Origin of the sequence: Sphingopyxis sp. GW247-27LB (assembly GCF_002277025.1) — a bacterium.
Taxonomy (GTDB): Bacteria; Pseudomonadota; Alphaproteobacteria; order Sphingomonadales; family Sphingomonadaceae; genus Sphingopyxis.
In genome coordinates this window covers 49111-66167 of record NZ_NIWD01000013.1, presented here as the reverse complement: position 1 = coordinate 66167, position 17057 = coordinate 49111, and the positions used below count along the sequence as shown (strand labels likewise).

16 protein-coding genes are annotated in these 17057 nt (G+C 67.0%); 10 read left to right on the top strand and 6 right to left on the bottom strand.

The window, feature by feature from the left end; all coding sequences use genetic code 11:
* The first annotated feature begins 2 nt into the window (after positions 1–2).
* Both CD928_RS17330 and CD928_RS17325 read left to right on the top strand, forming a co-directional pair.
* Positions 3–1583, top strand: coding sequence for a hypothetical protein (locus CD928_RS17330; protein WP_141237189.1), 1581 nt, complete (start codon positions 3–5; stop codon positions 1581–1583).
* A gap of 56 nt (positions 1584–1639) precedes the next feature.
* Entirely contained in the window at positions 1640–3238 is a 1599-nt protein-coding gene (locus CD928_RS17325; protein ID WP_095388347.1) for an esterase family protein, read from the top strand.
* 70 nt (positions 3239–3308) lie between these two features.
* On the opposite strand, the gene CD928_RS17320 is transcribed toward CD928_RS17325, so the two are convergent.
* The 4 genes from CD928_RS17320 to CD928_RS17305 are packed head-to-tail and all read right to left on the bottom strand — an operon-like array spanning position 3309 to position 6083.
* On the bottom strand, positions 3309–4067 hold the full coding sequence (locus CD928_RS17320; RefSeq protein WP_095388346.1) for an isocitrate lyase/phosphoenolpyruvate mutase family protein: 759 nt from the start codon (positions 4065–4067) through the stop codon (positions 3309–3311).
* A 41-nt stretch (positions 4068–4108) separates the two neighbouring features.
* Positions 4109–4540, bottom strand: coding sequence for a nuclear transport factor 2 family protein (locus CD928_RS17315; protein ID WP_095388345.1), 432 nt, complete (start codon positions 4538–4540; stop codon positions 4109–4111).
* A 14-nt stretch (positions 4541–4554) separates the two neighbouring features.
* Complete coding sequence (gene ada, locus CD928_RS17310) at positions 4555–5616, bottom strand: bifunctional DNA-binding transcriptional regulator/O6-methylguanine-DNA methyltransferase Ada (RefSeq protein WP_095388344.1); 1062 nt, start codon at positions 5614–5616, stop codon at positions 4555–4557.
* Positions 5613–6083, bottom strand: a complete 471-nt coding sequence (locus tag CD928_RS17305) for a DUF1203 domain-containing protein (protein ID WP_095388343.1) — start codon at positions 6081–6083, stop codon at positions 5613–5615. The genes ada and CD928_RS17305 overlap by 4 nt, the downstream gene beginning before the upstream one ends.
* A 161-nt stretch (positions 6084–6244) precedes the next feature.
* On the opposite strand from CD928_RS17305, the gene CD928_RS17300 reads away from it, so the two are divergent.
* Positions 6245–7066 (top strand): DUF2306 domain-containing protein, encoded by an 822-nt coding sequence (locus CD928_RS17300; protein WP_095388342.1) that lies wholly within the window; start codon positions 6245–6247, stop codon positions 7064–7066.
* 52 nt (positions 7067–7118) lie between these two features.
* On the top strand, positions 7119–8678 hold the full coding sequence (locus CD928_RS17295) for a S1C family serine protease (RefSeq protein WP_095388341.1): 1560 nt from the start codon (positions 7119–7121) through the stop codon (positions 8676–8678).
* Between the two features lie 12 nt (positions 8679–8690).
* Here the strand turns inward: CD928_RS17295 and CD928_RS17290 are convergent, their stop codons facing one another.
* Positions 8691–9368: a dienelactone hydrolase family protein gene (locus tag CD928_RS17290; protein WP_095388340.1), complete on the bottom strand. Its 678-nt coding sequence runs from the start codon at positions 9366–9368 to the stop codon at positions 8691–8693.
* Positions 9369–9651: 283 nt separating this feature from the next.
* Between CD928_RS17290 and CD928_RS17285 the strand changes: the two genes are divergently transcribed.
* The 5 genes from CD928_RS17285 (at position 9652) to CD928_RS17265 (ending at position 14700) form a co-directional block, all read left to right on the top strand.
* Positions 9652–10218, top strand: coding sequence for a F0F1 ATP synthase subunit delta (locus tag CD928_RS17285; RefSeq protein WP_095388339.1), 567 nt, complete (start codon positions 9652–9654; stop codon positions 10216–10218).
* A gap of 39 nt (positions 10219–10257) precedes the next feature.
* Positions 10258–11787 carry a F0F1 ATP synthase subunit alpha gene (gene atpA / locus CD928_RS17280; protein ID WP_095388338.1) on the top strand — a complete coding sequence of 510 codons (1530 nt, stop codon included), beginning with the start codon at positions 10258–10260 and terminating at the stop codon, positions 11785–11787.
* Positions 11788–11843: 56 nt separating this feature from the next.
* Positions 11844–12719: a F0F1 ATP synthase subunit gamma gene (locus CD928_RS17275; protein ID WP_095388337.1), complete on the top strand. Its 876-nt coding sequence runs from the start codon at positions 11844–11846 to the stop codon at positions 12717–12719.
* A gap of 24 nt (positions 12720–12743) precedes the next feature.
* Complete coding sequence (atpD, locus tag CD928_RS17270; protein ID WP_095388336.1) at positions 12744–14297, top strand: F0F1 ATP synthase subunit beta; 1554 nt, start codon at positions 12744–12746, stop codon at positions 14295–14297.
* Between the two features lie 145 nt (positions 14298–14442).
* Complete coding sequence (locus CD928_RS17265; RefSeq protein ID WP_095388666.1) at positions 14443–14700, top strand: ATP synthase F1 subunit epsilon; 258 nt, start codon at positions 14443–14445, stop codon at positions 14698–14700.
* Positions 14701–14959: 259 nt separating this feature from the next.
* Here the strand turns inward: CD928_RS17265 and CD928_RS17260 are convergent, their stop codons facing one another.
* Positions 14960–15421 carry a DUF6265 family protein gene (locus tag CD928_RS17260; RefSeq protein ID WP_255247227.1) on the bottom strand — a complete coding sequence of 154 codons (462 nt, stop codon included), beginning with the start codon at positions 15419–15421 and terminating at the stop codon, positions 14960–14962.
* A 148-nt stretch (positions 15422–15569) separates the two neighbouring features.
* On the opposite strand from CD928_RS17260, the gene CD928_RS17255 reads away from it, so the two are divergent.
* Positions 15570–17054 carry a CpaF family protein gene (locus tag CD928_RS17255; RefSeq protein ID WP_095388335.1) on the top strand — a complete coding sequence of 495 codons (1485 nt, stop codon included), beginning with the start codon at positions 15570–15572 and terminating at the stop codon, positions 17052–17054.
* Positions 17055–17057 lie beyond the last annotated feature (3 nt).

The window sequence follows — 17057 nt, the reverse complement described above, 5'->3', positions numbered from 1 at the left end:
CGGTGACGGGGACGGCATGGAAGCGGGGAGCCGCGCGGCTTCTGGGCGCAATGGCAGCGATGCTGGCGATGCTCGCCAGCCCGGCGGCGCGCGCCGAATGGTGGGAAGCGCAGACCTCGCACTTCGTCGTCTATTCGGAAAGCGACCAGAGCGATGCCGAGAAATTCGCGGCCTTGCTCGAACGCTTCGACAATGCGCTGCGCACGCTCCAGGGCATGCCGGTCCCAGGGCCCGAGGTCGGCGCGGCGAACCGGGTCAAGGTCTATCGCACCGGCGACACCGACAATATCGCGGTCTTCGCCCACGCGTCGGGATCGGGCATCGCGGGCTTCTATATTCCGCGCGCGGGCAATCCGGTTGCCTTCGTCCCGGCGCGCGAGCGCATCGCGACGAGCAAGGGTATCGAACGGGGCCCCCGCCTCGACATCAAGACGGTGCTGCTCCACGAATATACGCATCATTTCATGCTGTCGAACTTCAGCACCGCCTATCCGCAATGGTATACCGAAGGCTCGGCCGAGCTCTACAGCACGATCCGCTTCATGGACGACGGCAGCTTCCACGTCGGCGACGTCCCGCAGGCGCGCGGCGCGGCGCTCAACGCCCTGCCCGACATCCCGCTCGCCCGCCTGTTCGACACCAAGGCTACGCTGAGCGGCATGCAGCAGTATCAGTCCTACACCTTCGGCTGGCTGCTCTCGCACTATCTGAACTTCGCGCCCGAGCGGAAGGGGCAGCTTCTCGCTTATCTGAAGGCGCTCAACAGCGGCGAGGACAGCCTGACCGCCGCGAAACGCGTCTTCGGCGACCTCGATGCGCTGCAAAGGGAAGTGCGCCGCTACAAGCGCGGCCCCTTCCTCGGCTATGACGTCAAGCCGGGCAATTATGTCGAGCCCAAGGTGACGATGCGCCGCCTGAGCGCGGCCGAGGAAGCGCTGATCCGCGACCATATGCGCTCGCAGCGCGGGGTCGACCGCAAGGAGGCGCGCGACGTCGCCAGCGATATGGCGGGCAAGGACGCGGCCTTTTCGGACAGCCTGCCGGCGCAGCTCTGGGTCGGCGAAGCGCAGATCGACGCGCGCAACTGGGACGCCGCCGACGCCGCGGCCGACCGCGCGCTCAAGCTCGATCCCGAATCGTCGCTCGCCAATCTTCTCAAGGCCAATGTCTTCATGGGCCGCGGCAAGGCCGACAAGAGCGCCTATGCCAAGGCGCGGCCCTATTTCATCAAGGCCCGCCACTTCGACGAACTCGATCCGCGCCCGGCGGTCGGCTATTATCTCTCTTTCCGCGAAGCGGGCGAGGCGATCCCGGCGCCGGCCGTAACCGCGCTCGAACAGGTCTATCCCGAAGCCTCCTTCGATCCGCAGTATCGCCTGCTCCTGACCCGTCAGCTGCTCGACGACGGCAAGGGCGATCTCGCGCGCACGGTGATCGCGCCGATCGCCTTCCAGGGGCATGAAGGCAAAGAGGAGAATCTGCTCCTCGCGGTGGTCAAGGCGATCGATGACAAGAAGCTCGACGAGGCGCGCACCAAGATCGCCGAAATCTTCAAGAAGATGAACGACGAAGGCGAGAAGTAGCGCGGCTTTCGTCCAACGCCCTTTACACGCGGTGCGGCGCGGCTAGACCTCGTCGCATGATCGGTTCCGCATCGCGCCGCGCGCTTTCGCTCCTCGTCCCCGCCATCGCCCTGACGCTCGCCGCGCCGGGCGCCGTCCATGCCGACCCCGCGCCCCTCGCGGTGCCGGTGGTCACGGCGAAGGACCTCGGCGGCGAGGCGGGCGGACGCCTGCTCGTCTTCGCGCAAAGGGTCGAGCCCGGCGCCAAGCCGCAGGAGGAGGTCGACACCTCGCCCTTCGACCCGACCGGCACCGCGGTCGCCGCGCTCGAGGTCGCGCATCTCGCCCCGGGCACCCCCGCGCTTGTCGGGACGGAAGCCGACGCCTTCCCGACCGCCTGGTCGAAGCTCGCCCCCGGCACCTATCGGCTGCAGGCGGTGCTCGACCGCAACCACGACTATAATTACGGCGGGCGCGGCCCCGGCGACCTCGTCTCGGCGGTGGTCGAGGCGGCGCTGCCCGGCCCGGTCCCGACGCTGACGCTGTCAACCGAAATCCCGGCGCGCGGTTTCGATGCGCGGCTCGCGTCGCTCCCCGCCGACAAGCGCGCCGAGGTCGAAGCGGGATTGAAGAATGTCGAGGCGGTCGACATCCCGTCGAAGCTGATGACCGGTTTCTCGGGCCGCGCGACCTCGATCAAGGGCTGGGTCGCGTTGCCGCCGGGCTACAAGGAGGGGAAAGGCACCTATCCGACCGCCTATTCGGACGGCGGCTTCGGCAGCACCCTCGACAGCGCGAAGATGAACGCCGCGGGCGTCGCGGCGATGATGGCGAGGGGCGAGATGCCGCCGATGATCTGGGTCATCCTCGACCATCATGTCGCGACCGGCACGCATGAATTCGCCGATTCGGCGAACAACGGCCCGTGGGGCGCGGCGCTGACGACCGAAGCGATCCCCGCGCTCGAAGCCAAATATCGCATGGACGCGCGCGCCTCGGGACGCTTCCTCAACGGCCACAGCTCGGGCGGCTGGTCGACGCTGTGGCTGCAGGTCGCCTATCCCAAGGTCTTCGGCGGCACCTGGCCGACCGCGCCCGACGCCAGCGACTTCCACGACTTCACCAATATCGACATCTATGCCGCGAACGCCAATGCCTATGCCGGCGCCGACGGGCAGGATTTCCCGCTGATCCGCGACAAGGGCAAGGTGATCGCGACGCTGAAGCAGTTCGCGCAGCTCGAAGCCGCGCTCGGCGCCTATGGCGGCCAGTTCGCGAGCTTCGACTGGGTCTTCTCGCCGCGCTGCCCCGACGGGCGCCCGTGCCCGCTGTTCGACCGCGCGACCGGCAAAATCGATCCCGCGGTCGCCGGCTATTGGCGCGACCATTACGACATCGCGCACATCGTCGCGCGCGACTGGACGCGTCTCCGGCCCGACCTCGACGGCAAGATCCACCTGATCGTCGGCGATGCCGACACCTTCTATCTCGACGGGCCGGCGCGCCGCCTCAAGGTCGTGCTCGACGGGCTCGGCGCGAAATCCTCGTTCCGCTTCGTCCCCGGCCGCACCCATTTCGACCTCTACAGCGAGGGCGACGACCGGATGGCGCTGATGAAGACCATCGCGAAGGAAATGTACGCGGTAGCGCGGCCGGAGGGTGCGAAAGCGCAGTAAGCGACTCCGTCATTGCGAGCGAAGCGAAGCAATGACGAATTTCGTGAGTGATCGGGCGCTTGCCCTCTTCTCAATAATCCGGCTCGTCCCCGCCCAGCACCTGCTCCGCCTGCCCGGTCAGCCACGCCATCGCCGCCGCCCACGGCTGGTGCCCGTGGCTGATCCGCGCGACGCCCAATCCAGCAAGCTCCCTGTGCGTCGGGCCGCCCTTGCCGCGCAGGATATTGACCGGCAGCGGCGAGCCCTCGCAGATCGCACCGATGCATTTCACGTCGGCGAGGAAGGGCACGAACAGCCCGCCCGCCCCGGCGTCGGCATAGGCGCGCGCGCGTTCGAGCGTCGCGGCAACGAGCGCCTCGCCGTCCTTCGCCGCATCGGCCCCGCGGAACACATCGCAGCGCGCATTGACGAAAAGCCCGGTGTCGGCCGCCGCACGATAGCGCGTGACCGCCTCTCCGATAGGAAGCAGCTCGTTCGCGCCCGGCAGCCGGTCCTCCATGTTGATCCCCGCCGCACCCGCCGCCCGGGCCCGGCCGACCGAGACGCCGACCGCCGCGGCATCGGCACCGTACCCCGATTCCATGTCGATGGTGACGGGCAGGTCGGTGACCGACAGGATGCGCGCCAGATTCTCGAACACATCCTCGATCGGAAAATCCTCGCCGTCGGCCCGCCCCTGCGCGCCCGCGACGCCGAAGCTGCCGGTCGCGATCGCCTTCGCGCCCGCCGCGGCGACCGCCTTCGCGCTTCCCGCGTCCCAGATGTTTACGAGGATCAGCGGGTCGCCCGGAACATGCAGCGCGCGGAATTCGGCAATCTTGTCAGTCATGCGACAACTCCCATGGGTTCGATGTGGATGGCATTTGCGCCTCAGACGATCTGGCCGGCCGGCGCCGAACCGAAGACCTGATCACGGCCGCCCTGCGTATCCATATACTCGCGGATACGATGGACGCGCGTCCCTTTCATTTCAAAGATGAAGACATAATCGATCGCATAGCGACGCCCGTTGGCCAAGGTCGCGCTCTGCCGCTGCTCGAACACGACGCGCTCGCCCTCGGCGGTCACCGAAATCGGTTCGACCCGCATGCCAGCGGAAAACAGCCTCGGAAAATCCTCGAGGATGAAACGGATGATCGCGTCGGGGCCGATCATATGATCGGTCACCCCCAACGCCATCGCCGTGGCGTTGCGCGGCGGCGCCCGCCATTCGACATCCTCGGTCAGGACCGCGCGAATCGCGTCGGCATCGCGCGTCGCAAAGGCGCGCCAGATGGCGAAAGCGGCTTCCTTGCCCTGCATGACGCGCGCCTTTTTCAGAATTCGCCGAGGCGGCGCTGCGCGGGCGCGGATTCGCGGCGCAGCAACTCGTCCTTGATGTCGAGGCCATAGGCATAGCCGCCCAAGGACCCGTCGCTGCGCACGACGCGGTGGCAGGGGATCAGCACCGCGACATTGTTCGCGCCATTGGCGCTCCCCGCCGCGCGCACCGCATTGGGCTTGCCCACCGCGGCGGCGATGTCGGCATAGCTGCGCGTCTCGCCCGCGGGAATTTTCCGGAGCTCGCGCCACACCGCTTCCTGAAAGGCGGTGCCCTTCACGTCGATCGGGATATGATCGAAGCCCTGCGCGGGCGTCTCGACCGCATCGACGACTTCCTTCAGCAGCGCCTCGAACTCGGCGCCGCCCTCGACCAGCATCGCGGCCGGGAAGCGGTTCTCCAGCGCCTCGCGCCCCTCGGCGAACGACAGGCGGCACACGCCCTTGTCGGTCGCCGCGACCAGCATGTCGCCGAGGCTCGTCGGCACGACCGCCCAGTGGATCGTCGCGCCCTTGCCGCCATTCACCCAAGCCGAAGCCGTCATACCCATGCGTCCCTCCATATGTCCGTAAAAGCGCGACGGCCCCGAAAAGCCCGCGTCATAGATTGCGTCGGTCACCCGTTCCGCGTCGCTCAGCGCCGCGCGCGCCCGCTCCTCGCGCAGCGTCCGGGCATAGGCGGCGGGCGACAGGCCGGTGTGGCGGGTGAAGACGCGCTGGAAATGGGTCGGCGAATAGCCGGTGCGCTGCGCAAGATCGGCAAGCGCGAGCGGTTCCTCGCTTCCCTTGATCGCGGCGATCGCCGCGAGCACCGCCGCCTCGTCGCGCCCGACGTCGTCGGGCAGGCAGCGCTTGCACGGGCGCAGCCCCGCCGCGCGTGCGCCGGCGCCGTCGGCAAAAAAGCGGACGTTCGCCCGCAAGGGCTGACGCGCGCCGCAGCTTGGCCGGCAATAGATGCCGGTGGTCAGCACCCCGACGATGAAGCGCCCGTCATGGGCTTTATCGCGGCGGCGCATCGCCTCCCAGCGCTCGTCGTCGGTCATCGTGGCGAAGCTCATGGCTCGTCCCTTTCGATCCGCGCGGCGAAACAGCCGTAGGCGGCGTTATGCGCGTTGATATAGGTAGTGGCGGGGTCCGCGAACAGGTCGCGGATCGCGCCGTCGGCTTCGCCCGGCCCCGCGAGTCGCGCGGTTCGCAGCATCCCCTCGCCGTCGAAGGCGCGGAGCGCGAGCGTACGGCCTGCGAACACCGGCGGCGGTGCGTCGCGCCAGGTCGCCGCCGCGACGCCCTGCCGCACATAGATGGCATAGGCGCTGCGATAGGGTGTCGCCACATCGTGGTGGACATGGTGGAGCAGGATCAGTTCCTCGCCCGCGCGCGCATCGTCGAGGCTGATGCGGCACGGGAAGCCGCGGTCGGCGTCCGCCGTCACCCGGCGGGCGCCGCGCGCCGCGAGTTCGGCGTCGTTCATCGCGAACAGCGGCGCGAAGGGTTCGGGGTCGAGGCCGGTAATGGCATAGGTCATATCGTCGTCCTTTCTCGTCTTGCATCCCCTCTGCCACGCCGCGCCGATCGATGCGTCCCGATGCTTGCGTTCAAAGCACCAAGCCTGAGTGTATTACTGTATTATATCATTGACTCACCTATGGATCTCGGACATCTTTGCGCCGATTCGAAGGAGAGCTCATGGCGACCGTCGACGCATCGTTCGCGCCCGCCCGTTCCGCGCGGCGCATCGACTGGCTCTCCCGCGCCGCGACCTTATGCTATCTTTCGATCGCGGCGGGGCAGCTTCTCTTCACCGCCTTCATCCTCTTCTTCTACTATCCCTCGTCGCTCTCGGGCGATTTCGCTGCATGGAACACCAAACCCCTGATCAAGGGCTTCGTCGCGGGTGATGCGGGCGGAAATCTCTTCTTCGCCGCGCATGTCATGATGGCGGCCATCATCACTTTCGGCGGGCTGGTGCAGCTCGTCCCAGCGATCCGCAACCGCTGGCCCGGCCTTCACCGCTGGAATGGGCGACTCTATCTGGTCAGCGCGTTGATGCTGTCGCTCGGCGGCTTGTGGCTGACCTGGGGACGCGGGACGTGGCTCAATCTGACGGGCGCGTTCGGCATCACGCTCGACGCCCTCCTTATCCTGGCTTTCGCCGCCATGGCTTATCGAACCGCCCGTGCGCGCCGCTTTGTCGAGCATCGCCGCTGGGCGCTGCGTCTTTTCGCGGTCGCAAGCGCGGTATGGTTCATGCGCGTGGGTTATATGGCCTGGGGCATCGCGACCGGCGGCGCGGGGATCGGCCGGGCGATGGACGGTCCCTTCGACCTCTTCCTTGCCTTTGCCAATTCGCTGCTGCCGCTTGCCGTGACGGAGCTCTATCTCCGCGTCGGCGCGCGCGGAACGCCAAGGGCCAAGGCGGGCATCGCAGCGCTTCTGCTACTCAGCGGCATCGTCATTCTCATCGGTAGTGCCGGGGCCTGGATGATGATATGGGGCCCCTATATCTAGGGTCCGACCCGGGCGCGCTTGCCTTCGCCGCCTCAGCGATTAGGGTCGCCCCATGACCCGCCTGATCACGTTGCTGCTCGCCCTTTTCGCCCTCACCCTGCCGGCGCGCGCCGCCGACGACATCAGCGCGGTCTCGCGCAGCGTCGTCCGCGTCGTCACCGTCGCGATGGTCGAGGGGGAGGTCGTCGGCTTCGGCCACGGCAGCGGCATCGCGCTCACCCCGACGCGCATCCTGACCAACGCGCATGTCGTCGAATCGGCCGCCAAATATCCGCAGAATGTCGCGCTCGGCGTCGTCCCGTCGGAGGGGCAGAAAAGCTATGCCGGCAAGCTGATCGCGATCGACACCAAGCGCGACCTCGCGCTGATCGAGATCACCGAGGGACGCGTGCCGTCGGCCGCCATTTACACCGGTCCGCTCGATTCGGGCGCCGATGTCGTCGCCTTGGGCTATCCGGGCAATGTCGACCTCGCGACCGCGCGCAGCGCCGCCGACTATATCACCCCGCGCACCCCGGTGCGCAGCGAGGGCAATATATCGAACACCCAGAGCGTCGACGGTATCGCGACGCTCGTCCACACCGCCAAGATCTCGCGCGGCAATTCAGGCGGGCCGCTCGTCGACCAGTGCGGGCGCATCGTCGGCATCAACACCTTCATCACCCGCGCCGACGATGGCGATTCGCCCTTCGCCTTCGCGATTTCGGTGCGCGAGATCGCGCGCTTCCTCGCCGATGCGCGGCAGGACTACACCAGCGTCGGCACCCCCTGCCTCTCGCTCGCCGAAGCGTCGGAGCGCGACCGCGCCGCGACCGATGCCGAAGCGCGCGCCACCGCCGAAGCGAATGCCGCCAAGGCCGCGGCGGCGAAGCTCGAACGCGAAGCGAAGCTGCAGCGCGCGAACGACGCCGCGCTGGCCTCGCGCGAGAATCGCATCGCGCTCGCCGGGGTGCTCTTCGTCCTCGGCGCGCTCGGCGGCGGCGCGGGGCTGCTCTTCTACAGCCAGCAGAAGCTGCGCCAGGCGAAGATCGCGGGCGGGGGCGGCGCAGCGCTGATCCTGATCGCGGCGATCCTGTTCCTGACCCGCCCCGACGCGCACGCCGACGTCGCCGACGATGCGGCCGCCGACCCCGCCGCGACGCCCGCGATCCCGGCGCTCGCCGAGGGCAGCTTCCTCTGCACGATCCAGCCGAACCGCAGCCGCATCACCGTGTCGTCGACCAACGACGTGCCGGTCACGCTCGGCAGGGGCGGCTGCGTCAACCAGCGCACCCAATATGCGCAAGGCTCCGACGGACGCTGGCAGCGCATCCTCGTTCCCAATGAGGAAGCGACGGTGACCATCGCGTCGATCGACCCCGCCGGGCAGGAATATCGCGTCGACCGCTATCTGCTCGACGCCGAGACGATGGCCAAGGCGCGCGAGATCCGCGCCGGCGCGACGATCAAGGGCTGCACCGCCGACGCCGAGGCGCTCGCCGCCTTCGCCACCCAGCAGGAAGCGATCAAGAGCGCGCTGCCGCCGACCCCCAACGAGCGGCTGGTCTACGAATGCCAGAAGCTCGGCGGCCCGGCGGCGAAGCAGGCGGCGTCCGCCGCCGCGAAGGAATAAGGGTCTCGCCCCCTATCCCCCGCACGCCTTGAACAGCATCAGCGTCCGCTCTTTCGCGAGGGTCTCGCTCGGCTCGTGATAATCCTTGCGGCGGTCGCTGTTGAAGCCGTGCCCCGCCTCATAGACGAAGACCTGCGCGGTCGGATGATCCTTCGCGATCAGCGCCTCGACGCCTTCCATCGGAATGCCGGCGTCATAGCGGCCGAAGTGGGCGATGGTCGCGCATTGCGGCGCCTCGTCGGTGAACTGCGTCGGCACCAGGCTGCCGTAATAGGCCGACGCGGCCGCGAGGTCGGGGCTGATCTGCGCCATCCGCCACGCGACCGACCCGCCATAGCAATAGCCGGTGATGAAGACGGGACCTTTGCCCTTGAGCGCGTCGATGCAGGTCTGCGCGTCCTTGAGGCTCTGCTCGAACGGGTGGAGCGTCCGCGCCAGTTCGACCGCGCGCTCGAACTGCGGCCCCGAATAGTCGCTCTCGAACCCCGGATGCTCGCGGTCGAACAGCGCGGGGGACAGCACCTCATAGCCATCGGCGGCATATTCGTCGCATAGCTCGCGGATATGGTCGGTAACCCCGAAAATCTCCTGGATCAGGACGAGCCCGCCGCGGCGCTCGCCCTCGGGCTGGGCGTGATAGACCGCGATCTCCGCGCCGTCGTCCATCGTCATCCGGATCATCTCGCCCATCTGCTTCCTCTCCCAATTTCCGTTCGCGCTGATCGTGTCGAAGCGCCGTTCTTCTTTCCGATGACCAATGAAGAAAGAACGGCCCTTCGACAAGCTCGGAGCCTGCCCCCGCGGTGGCGGGGCGCGAACGGCGAGAGGATAGCGAGATGAGTCCCACCCCCCGCCTTGCATTGCAGCAAAATCGTTGCTACGCGCGCCGCGACTGTGCAGCGGGGGCATCTTCGGACGCCATGAAAACCGCGCAGCCATCCCCCTCGGGATCGTTAGAGAAGGACTTTCGCGCGTGGAGAATTCCGGCGGCATTCAGGGCAACATCACGGCGGGCCTCGCGGGCCGCTATGCCAGCGCGCTGTTCGATCTGGCGCGCGAATCGAACACCATCGACGGCGTCCAGACCAGCCTCGCCGCGCTGCGCCAGGGGCTCGCCGATTCGGCCGAGCTCGCGGCGCTTGTCGCCAGCCCCGTCGTCAGCCGCACCGACGCCGCGAAGGCCGTGGCCGCCGTCGCGAAGGCGATGAAGCTCGATTCGCTGACGACCAAGTTCCTCGGCGTGCTCGCCGAGAACCGCCGCCTCGCCGACCTCACCGGCATGATCGACGCTTTCGACGCGATCGTCGCGGCGCACCGCGGCGAGATGACCGCGAAGGTCACGAGCGCGCACCCGCTGAGCGCCGAGCAGCTGGGGGCGCTCGCCGCCAACCTCAAAACCCGTGTCGGCCGCGATGTCAGCATCGCCACGACCGTCGACCCCGCCATCCTCGGCGGCCTCGTCGTCCAGCTGGGCAGCCAGCTGATCGACGGCAGCATCCGTACCCGTCTCAACAGTTTCGCCCAGGCGATGAAGGGCTGAAAGCCCGTACGCCCAAATGCCCCGATGAAAGGCTGAATAATGGAAATCCGCGCCGCTGAAATCAGCAAGGTCATCAAGGACCAGATCGCCAATTTCGGAACCGACGCCACGGTCAGCGAGATCGGCACTGTGCTGTCGGTCGGCGACGGCATCGCCCGCGTCCACGGCCTCGACAATGTCCAGGCCGGTGAAATGGTCGAATTCGCCAACGGCGTGAAGGGCATGGCGCTCAACCTCGAAGCCGACAACGTCGGCATCGTGATCTTCGGGTCGGACTCGGAGATCAAGGAAGGCGACACCGTCAAGCGCACCGGCACGATCGTCGACGTCCCCGTCGGCAAGGGCCTGCTCGGCCGCGTCGTCGATGGCCTCGGCAACCCGATCGACGGCAAGGGCCCGATCAAGGCCGACAAGCGCATGCGCGTCGAAGTGAAGGCGCCGGGCATCATCCCGCGCACCTCGGTCCACGAGCCCGTCCAGACCGGCCTCAAGGCGCTCGACGCGCTCGTCCCCGTCGGCCGCGGCCAGCGCGAGCTGATCATCGGCGACCGCCAGACCGGCAAGACCGCGGTCGCGATCGACACCTTCATCAACCAGAAGGAAGCGAACAAGGGCACCGACGAATCGAAGAAGCTCTATTGCATCTACGTCGCCGTCGGCCAGAAGCGCTCGACCGTCGCGCAGATCGTCCGCCAGCTCGAAGAAAATGGCGCGATGGAATATTCGATCGTCGTCGCCGCGACCGCGTCGGAGCCCGCGCCGCTTCAGTATCTCGCGCCCTACACCGGCGTGACGATGGGCGAATTCTTCCGCGACAACGGCATGCACGCCGTCATCGTCTATGACGATCTGTCGAAGCAGGCCGTCGCCTATCGCCAGATGTCGCTGCTGCTGCGCCGCCCGCCGGGCCGCGAAGCCTATCCCGGCGACGTCTTCTATCTCCACAGCCGCCTGCTCGAACGCGCCGCGAAGATGAACAGCGACAATGGCGCGGGTTCGCTCACCGCGCTGCCGATCATCGAAACCCAGGCGGGCGACGTGTCGGCCTATATTCCGACCAACGTGATTTCGATCACCGACGGCCAGATCTTCCTCGAAACCAACCTGTTCAACGCGGGTATCCGCCCGGCGATCAACGTCGGCCTGTCGGTCAGCCGCGTCGGCTCGGCCGCGCAGACCAAGGCGATGAAGAAGGTGTCGGGCTCGATCAAGCTCGAGCTCGCGCAGTATCGCGAGATGGAGGCCTTCGCGCAGTTCGGTTCGGACCTCGACGCCTCGACGCAAAAGCTGCTCAACCGCGGCGCGCGCCTGACCCAGCTCCTGAAGCAGCCGCAGTTCCAGCCGATGCCGTTCGAGGAACAGACCGCATCGATCTTCGCCGGCACCAACGGCTATCTCGACAATGTCGGCACCGCCGACGTGTCGCGCTACGAACAGGCGATGCTCGCCTATCTGCGCAGCGATCATGCCGACGTGCTGAAGACGATCCGCGACACCAAGGATCTTGGCGACGACGCCAAGAAGGGTCTCGTCGCGGCGCTCGACGCCTTCGGCAAGATTTTCGCGTAAGCCAAGTTACCGTGAGCCCGGCCTTCGCGCCGGGCTGACGAACAAGAGGGGCCGTAATGGCATCGCTTAAGGAACTCAAAGGGCGGATCGTCTCGGTCAAATCGACCCAGAAGATCACCAAGGCCAAGAAGATGGTCGCTGCGGCGAAGCTGCGCAAGGCGCAGGCCGCGGCAGAGGCCGCGCGCCCCTATGCCGAGCGCCTCGAAGGCGTCGTCGCCAGCCTCGCATCGAAGGTCGGCGTATCGGATTCGGCGCCGAAGCTGCTTTCGGGCACCGGCAAGAGCGACACGCACCTGCTCGTCGTGCTCAACAGCGACCGCGGCCTCGCCGGCGCGTTCAACTCGAACATCGTCAAGGCCGCGCGCGACAAGGCGAACGAGCTGCAGGCGCAGGGCAAGAAGGTCCTCTTCTATCTGATCGGCCGCAAGGGCCGCCCGGTGATCGCCCGCCTGTTCCCCGGCCAGATCATCGAACATTACGAAACCACCGGCATCCGCGACATCGGCTTCGAACAGGCGCACGAGATTTCGACGAAGGTGATGGAGCTTTACGAAGCCGGCGCCTTCGACGTCGCGCACCTCTTCTATTCGAAGTTCCGCTCGGCGCTGCTTCAGGAAGCGACCGGGCAGCAGATGATCCCGGTCCCGCCGCCCGCCGACATTCCGGCATCGAGCGGCGCCGCGGTCGAATATGAGCCCGACGAGGAAGCGATCCTCGCCGACCTGCTCCCGCGCAACGTCACCATCCAGATCTTCAAGGGTCTCCTCGAAAACGCCGCGTCCGAACAGGGCGCGTCGATGACCGCGATGGACAATGCGACGCGCAACGCGGGCGACCTGATCAACAAGCTGACCATCGTTTACAACCGCACGCGTCAGGCGGCGATCACCACCGAACTCATCGAAATCATTGCCGGCGCCGAAGCGCTGTAATCGATCAACCCAAGGAAGAAGACCATGGCAACCGCTCCCGCTGAAAAGAAGGCTCCCGCCAAAAAGGCCGCCGCGCCCAAGGCTGCTGCGCCGAAGAAGGCCGCTGCCCCCAAGAAGGCTGCGACGCCCAATGTAAAGTCGGGCGCCACCGCGACGGGCCGCGTCGCGCAGGTCATCGGCGCCGTCGTCGACGTCCAGTTCACCGGCACGCTGCCCGCGATTCTGAACGCGCTCGAAACCGACAACAACGGCAACCGCCTCGTCCTCGAAGTCGCGCAGCACCTCGGCGAGAACACGGTTCGCACGATCGCGATGGACGCGACCGACGGCCTGACCCGCGGCCAGCCGGTGACCGACACCGGCGCGCAGATCTCGGTCCCCGTCGGCCCGCAGACGCTCGGCCGCATCCTCAACGTCATCGGCGACCCGATCGACGAGCGCGGCCCGGTGAACGCCGCGACCGTCGCCCCGATCCACGCCAAGGCCCCCGAATTCGTCGACCAGTCGACCGAAGCCGCGATCCTCGTCACCGGCATCAAGGTCATCGACCTGATCGCCCCCTATGCGAAGGGCGGCAAGATCGGCCTGTTCGGCGGCGCGGGCGTCGGCAAGACCGTGCTCATCCAGGAACTGATCAACAACATCGCCAAGGGCCACGGCGGCGTTTCGGTGTTCGCGGGCGTCGGCGAACGCACCCGCGAAGGCAACGACCTCTATCACGAATTCCTCGACGCCGGCGTCATCGCCAAGGACAAGGACGGCAACCCGACCCCCGACGGGTCGAAGGTGGCGCTCGTCTTCGGCCAGATGAACGAGCCCCCGGGCGCCCGCGCCCGCGTCGCGCTCTCGGGCCTGACCATGGCCGAATATTTCCGCGACGAGGAAGGCCAGGACGTTCTGTTCTTCGTCGACAACATCTTCCGCTTCACCCAGGCGGGGTCCGAAGTGTCGGCGCTGCTCGGCCGCATTCCCTCGGCGGTGGGCTATCAGCCGACGCTGTCGACCGACATGGGCGCGCTGCAGGAGCGCATCACCTCGACCAACAAGGGCTCGATCACCTCGGTGCAGGCGATCTACGTCCCCGCGGACGACTTGACCGATCCGGCGCCGGCGACCAGCTTCGCCCACTTGGACGCGACCACGACGCTCAACCGCGCGATTTCGGAACTCGGCATCTATCCCGCGGTCGATCCGCTCGATTCGACCAGCCGCGTGCTGACCGCCGCGACCGTCGGCCAGGAGCATTACGAGACCGCCCGCCGCGTTCAGGAAACGCTGCAGAAGTACAAGTCGCTGCAGGATATCATCGCGATTCTCGGCATGGACGAGCTTTCGGAAGAGGATAAGCTCACCGTCGCCCGCGCGCGCAAGATCCAGCGCTTCCTGTCGCAGCCCTTCCACGTCGCCGAAGTCTTCACCGGCATCCCCGGCAAGTTCGTCGCGATCGAAGACACGGTGAAGTCGTTCAAGGCGGTGGTCGACGGCGAGTATGACCACCTCCCCGAAGCCGCCTTCTACATGGTCGGCGGCATCGACGAAGCCGTCGCCAAGGCCGCGAAGCTGGCCGAAGAGGCGTAATAGAAGCCCTCTCCCCTTCAGGGGAGAGGATACGAAGGCTTGGCAACTGGTTGCCTAGCCGGCGTTGGAGAGGGGCTCGAACGAAGCACCATTCCCCTCTCCCAACCCTCTCCCCCCAGGGGGAGAGGGCTTTAGGATGAAGATCATGGCCCTGAAGTTCGAACTCGTCACCCCCGCCCGCCTCGAGCGGTCGAGCGACGTCTATATGGTCACCGTGCCGGGCAGCGAGGGCGACTTCTCGGTGCTCGAAGGCCACGCGCCCTTCATGGCGACGCTGCGCAACGGCCCGCTGACCATCTACGCGAGCGCCGGCGCGGCGCCCGAGACGATCGAAGTCGAAGGCGGCTTCGCCGAAGTGAACGAGGCGGGCCTGACCGTCCTCGCCGAACATATCGCGGGCTGACGCGCGCGCGGTCATCGCCGGATCAAAGGGGCCCTTCGGGGCCCTTTTCTTTGCCTGTCCTGCCGGGTGGGAATGCGGGCTTTGGGGTGGGTAGCGGACGTTGCATAACTCGTCGCCCCCGCGAAGGCGGGGGCCGCTGGAGGCTTATTCCTGCGCCGCTGCGTAAGACGACGGCGGCCCCCGCCTTCGCGGGGGCGACGGCCGTTATCGGTCATGAACGGACGTTCTCTCGGCCCGCATTCATTGTGGCCTGACGCCCCTATCCCCCGCTGCCCATCCGGCCGTAATCCCAATCCTCGGCCTTGCTGCCGTCCATCAGCGAGATGCGCGCCTTCAGCCGGTTTCCCTCGCGCCAATAGCGGATGCGCTGCGGATAATCATGCGCCGGGTTGGCGAACTCGATCATCCGCTCCCCCGCCGCCGCCATCGGAAATTCGGCCGCCGGACCCCCGAACGGCTGCGCGACGAAGGCGAGCGTTCCGTCGGGCTTTCGCACGATCCGCGTATGCTCGAACACGCCAAGGGCGTCGCCCTTCCCGATTCGCGCCGCGCCGACCATGATGCCGCCGCGCGGCGGGGTCCAATATTCGTCGGCCCAGCGCCCTTCGGAGGCCGTCTGCTCCCACGCCCCCTCCATCCAGCCGGGCAGTTCGGGCGAATCGGCGGCCGCGAGCGGCGACGCCGCGAGCAGGGCCGCCAGCCCCAAGATCATGATTCGCATCGTCATTCCCCTCCTCCGCGCGGGACATCCCGCCGCGGCATTAGGAGAATATCAAAGTTTCCCCCTTATTCACCGTGCTCGACGGGGGTTTTCTCGCGAAAGCCGCGGCAATCCCCGCACGAGGACCGAAGCGAAGCAGGGTGAAACGATGAGTGCATTCGGACGCCGACCGGGAACCGCGGGCCGCCCCGCCTTTGGCGTGGCCAAGCCGATGCAGGGGGGCGCCGCCGGCGGCGGGCAGTTCCCCGCGCTCGACACGGCGCCGATTCCCGAGCCCGCGCCGGGCGCCCTCGCCCCCGAACTCGAGGCGATGGACCGGCTGAACCAGCGGTCGAGCGCCGAGGCGATGGAGCCCGAGAAGCTCCAGGGCTTCGAAGCCTCGGTTCACAAGATCAAGGAACAGGTGCTCCCGCGCCTGCTCGAACGCGTGGACCCCGAGGCGGCGGCGACGCTGAGCAAGGACGAGCTGACCGAGGAATTCCGCCCGATCATTCTCGAAGTGCTCGCGGAGCTTCGCATCACGCTCAACCGCCGCGAGCAGTTCGCGCTCGAAAAGGTGCTGGTCGACGAGCTCTTGGGCTTCGGCCCGCTCGAAGAGCTTTTGTCCGACCCCGACATCAGCGACATCATGGTCAACGGCCCCTACCAGACTTATGTCGAGCGCAAGGGCCAGCTCGTCATCGCGCCGATCCAGTTCCGCGACGAACAGCATCTCTTCCAGATCGCGCAGCGCATCTGCAACCTCGTCGGCCGCCGCGTCGACCAGACGACGCCGCTCGCCGACGCGCGCCTCAAGGACGGCAGCCGCGTCAACGTGATCGTGCCGCCGCTCTCGCTTCGCGGCACCGCGATCTCGATTCGTAAATTCTCGGCCAAGCCGATCACGCTCGACATGCTCTGCCAATGGGGCGCGATGAACCAGAAAATGTGCACCGCGCTCAAGATCGCGGGCGCCAGCCGCTTCAACATCGTCATCTCGGGCGGTACCGGTTCGGGCAAGACGACGATGCTCAACGCGCTCTCCAAGATGATCGACCCCGGCGAGCGCGTGCTGACCATCGAGGACGCCGCCGAGCTTCGGTTGCAGCAGCCGCACTGGCTGCCGCTCGAAACGCGCCCCGCGAACCTCGAGGGCAATGGCGCGATCCACATGGGCGACCTCGTCAAGAACGCGCTGCGCATGCGTCCCGACCGTATCATCATGGGCGAGGTCCGCGGCGCCGAATGCTTCGACCTGCTCGCTGCCATGAACACCGGCCACGACGGCTCGATGTGCACGCTGCACAGCAACAGCCCGCGCGAATGCCTCGGCCGTATGGAGAATATGGTGCTGATGGGCGACATCAAGATCCCGAAGGAAGCGATCTCGAAGCAGATCGCCGATTCGGTCGACCTGATCGTCCAGATCAAGCGCCTGCGCGACGGTTCGCGCCGCGTCACCAACGTCACCGAGGTGATCGGCATGGAAGGCGACGTCATCGTCACCCAGGAATTGTTCAAGTTCGAATATATGGACGAGGACAAGGACGGAAAGATCGTCGGCGAATACCGTTCGATGGGCCTGCGCCCCTACACGCTCGAAAAGGCGCGCCAGTTCGGCTTCGACCAGCCGTTCCTCGAGGCGTGCCTCTAAATC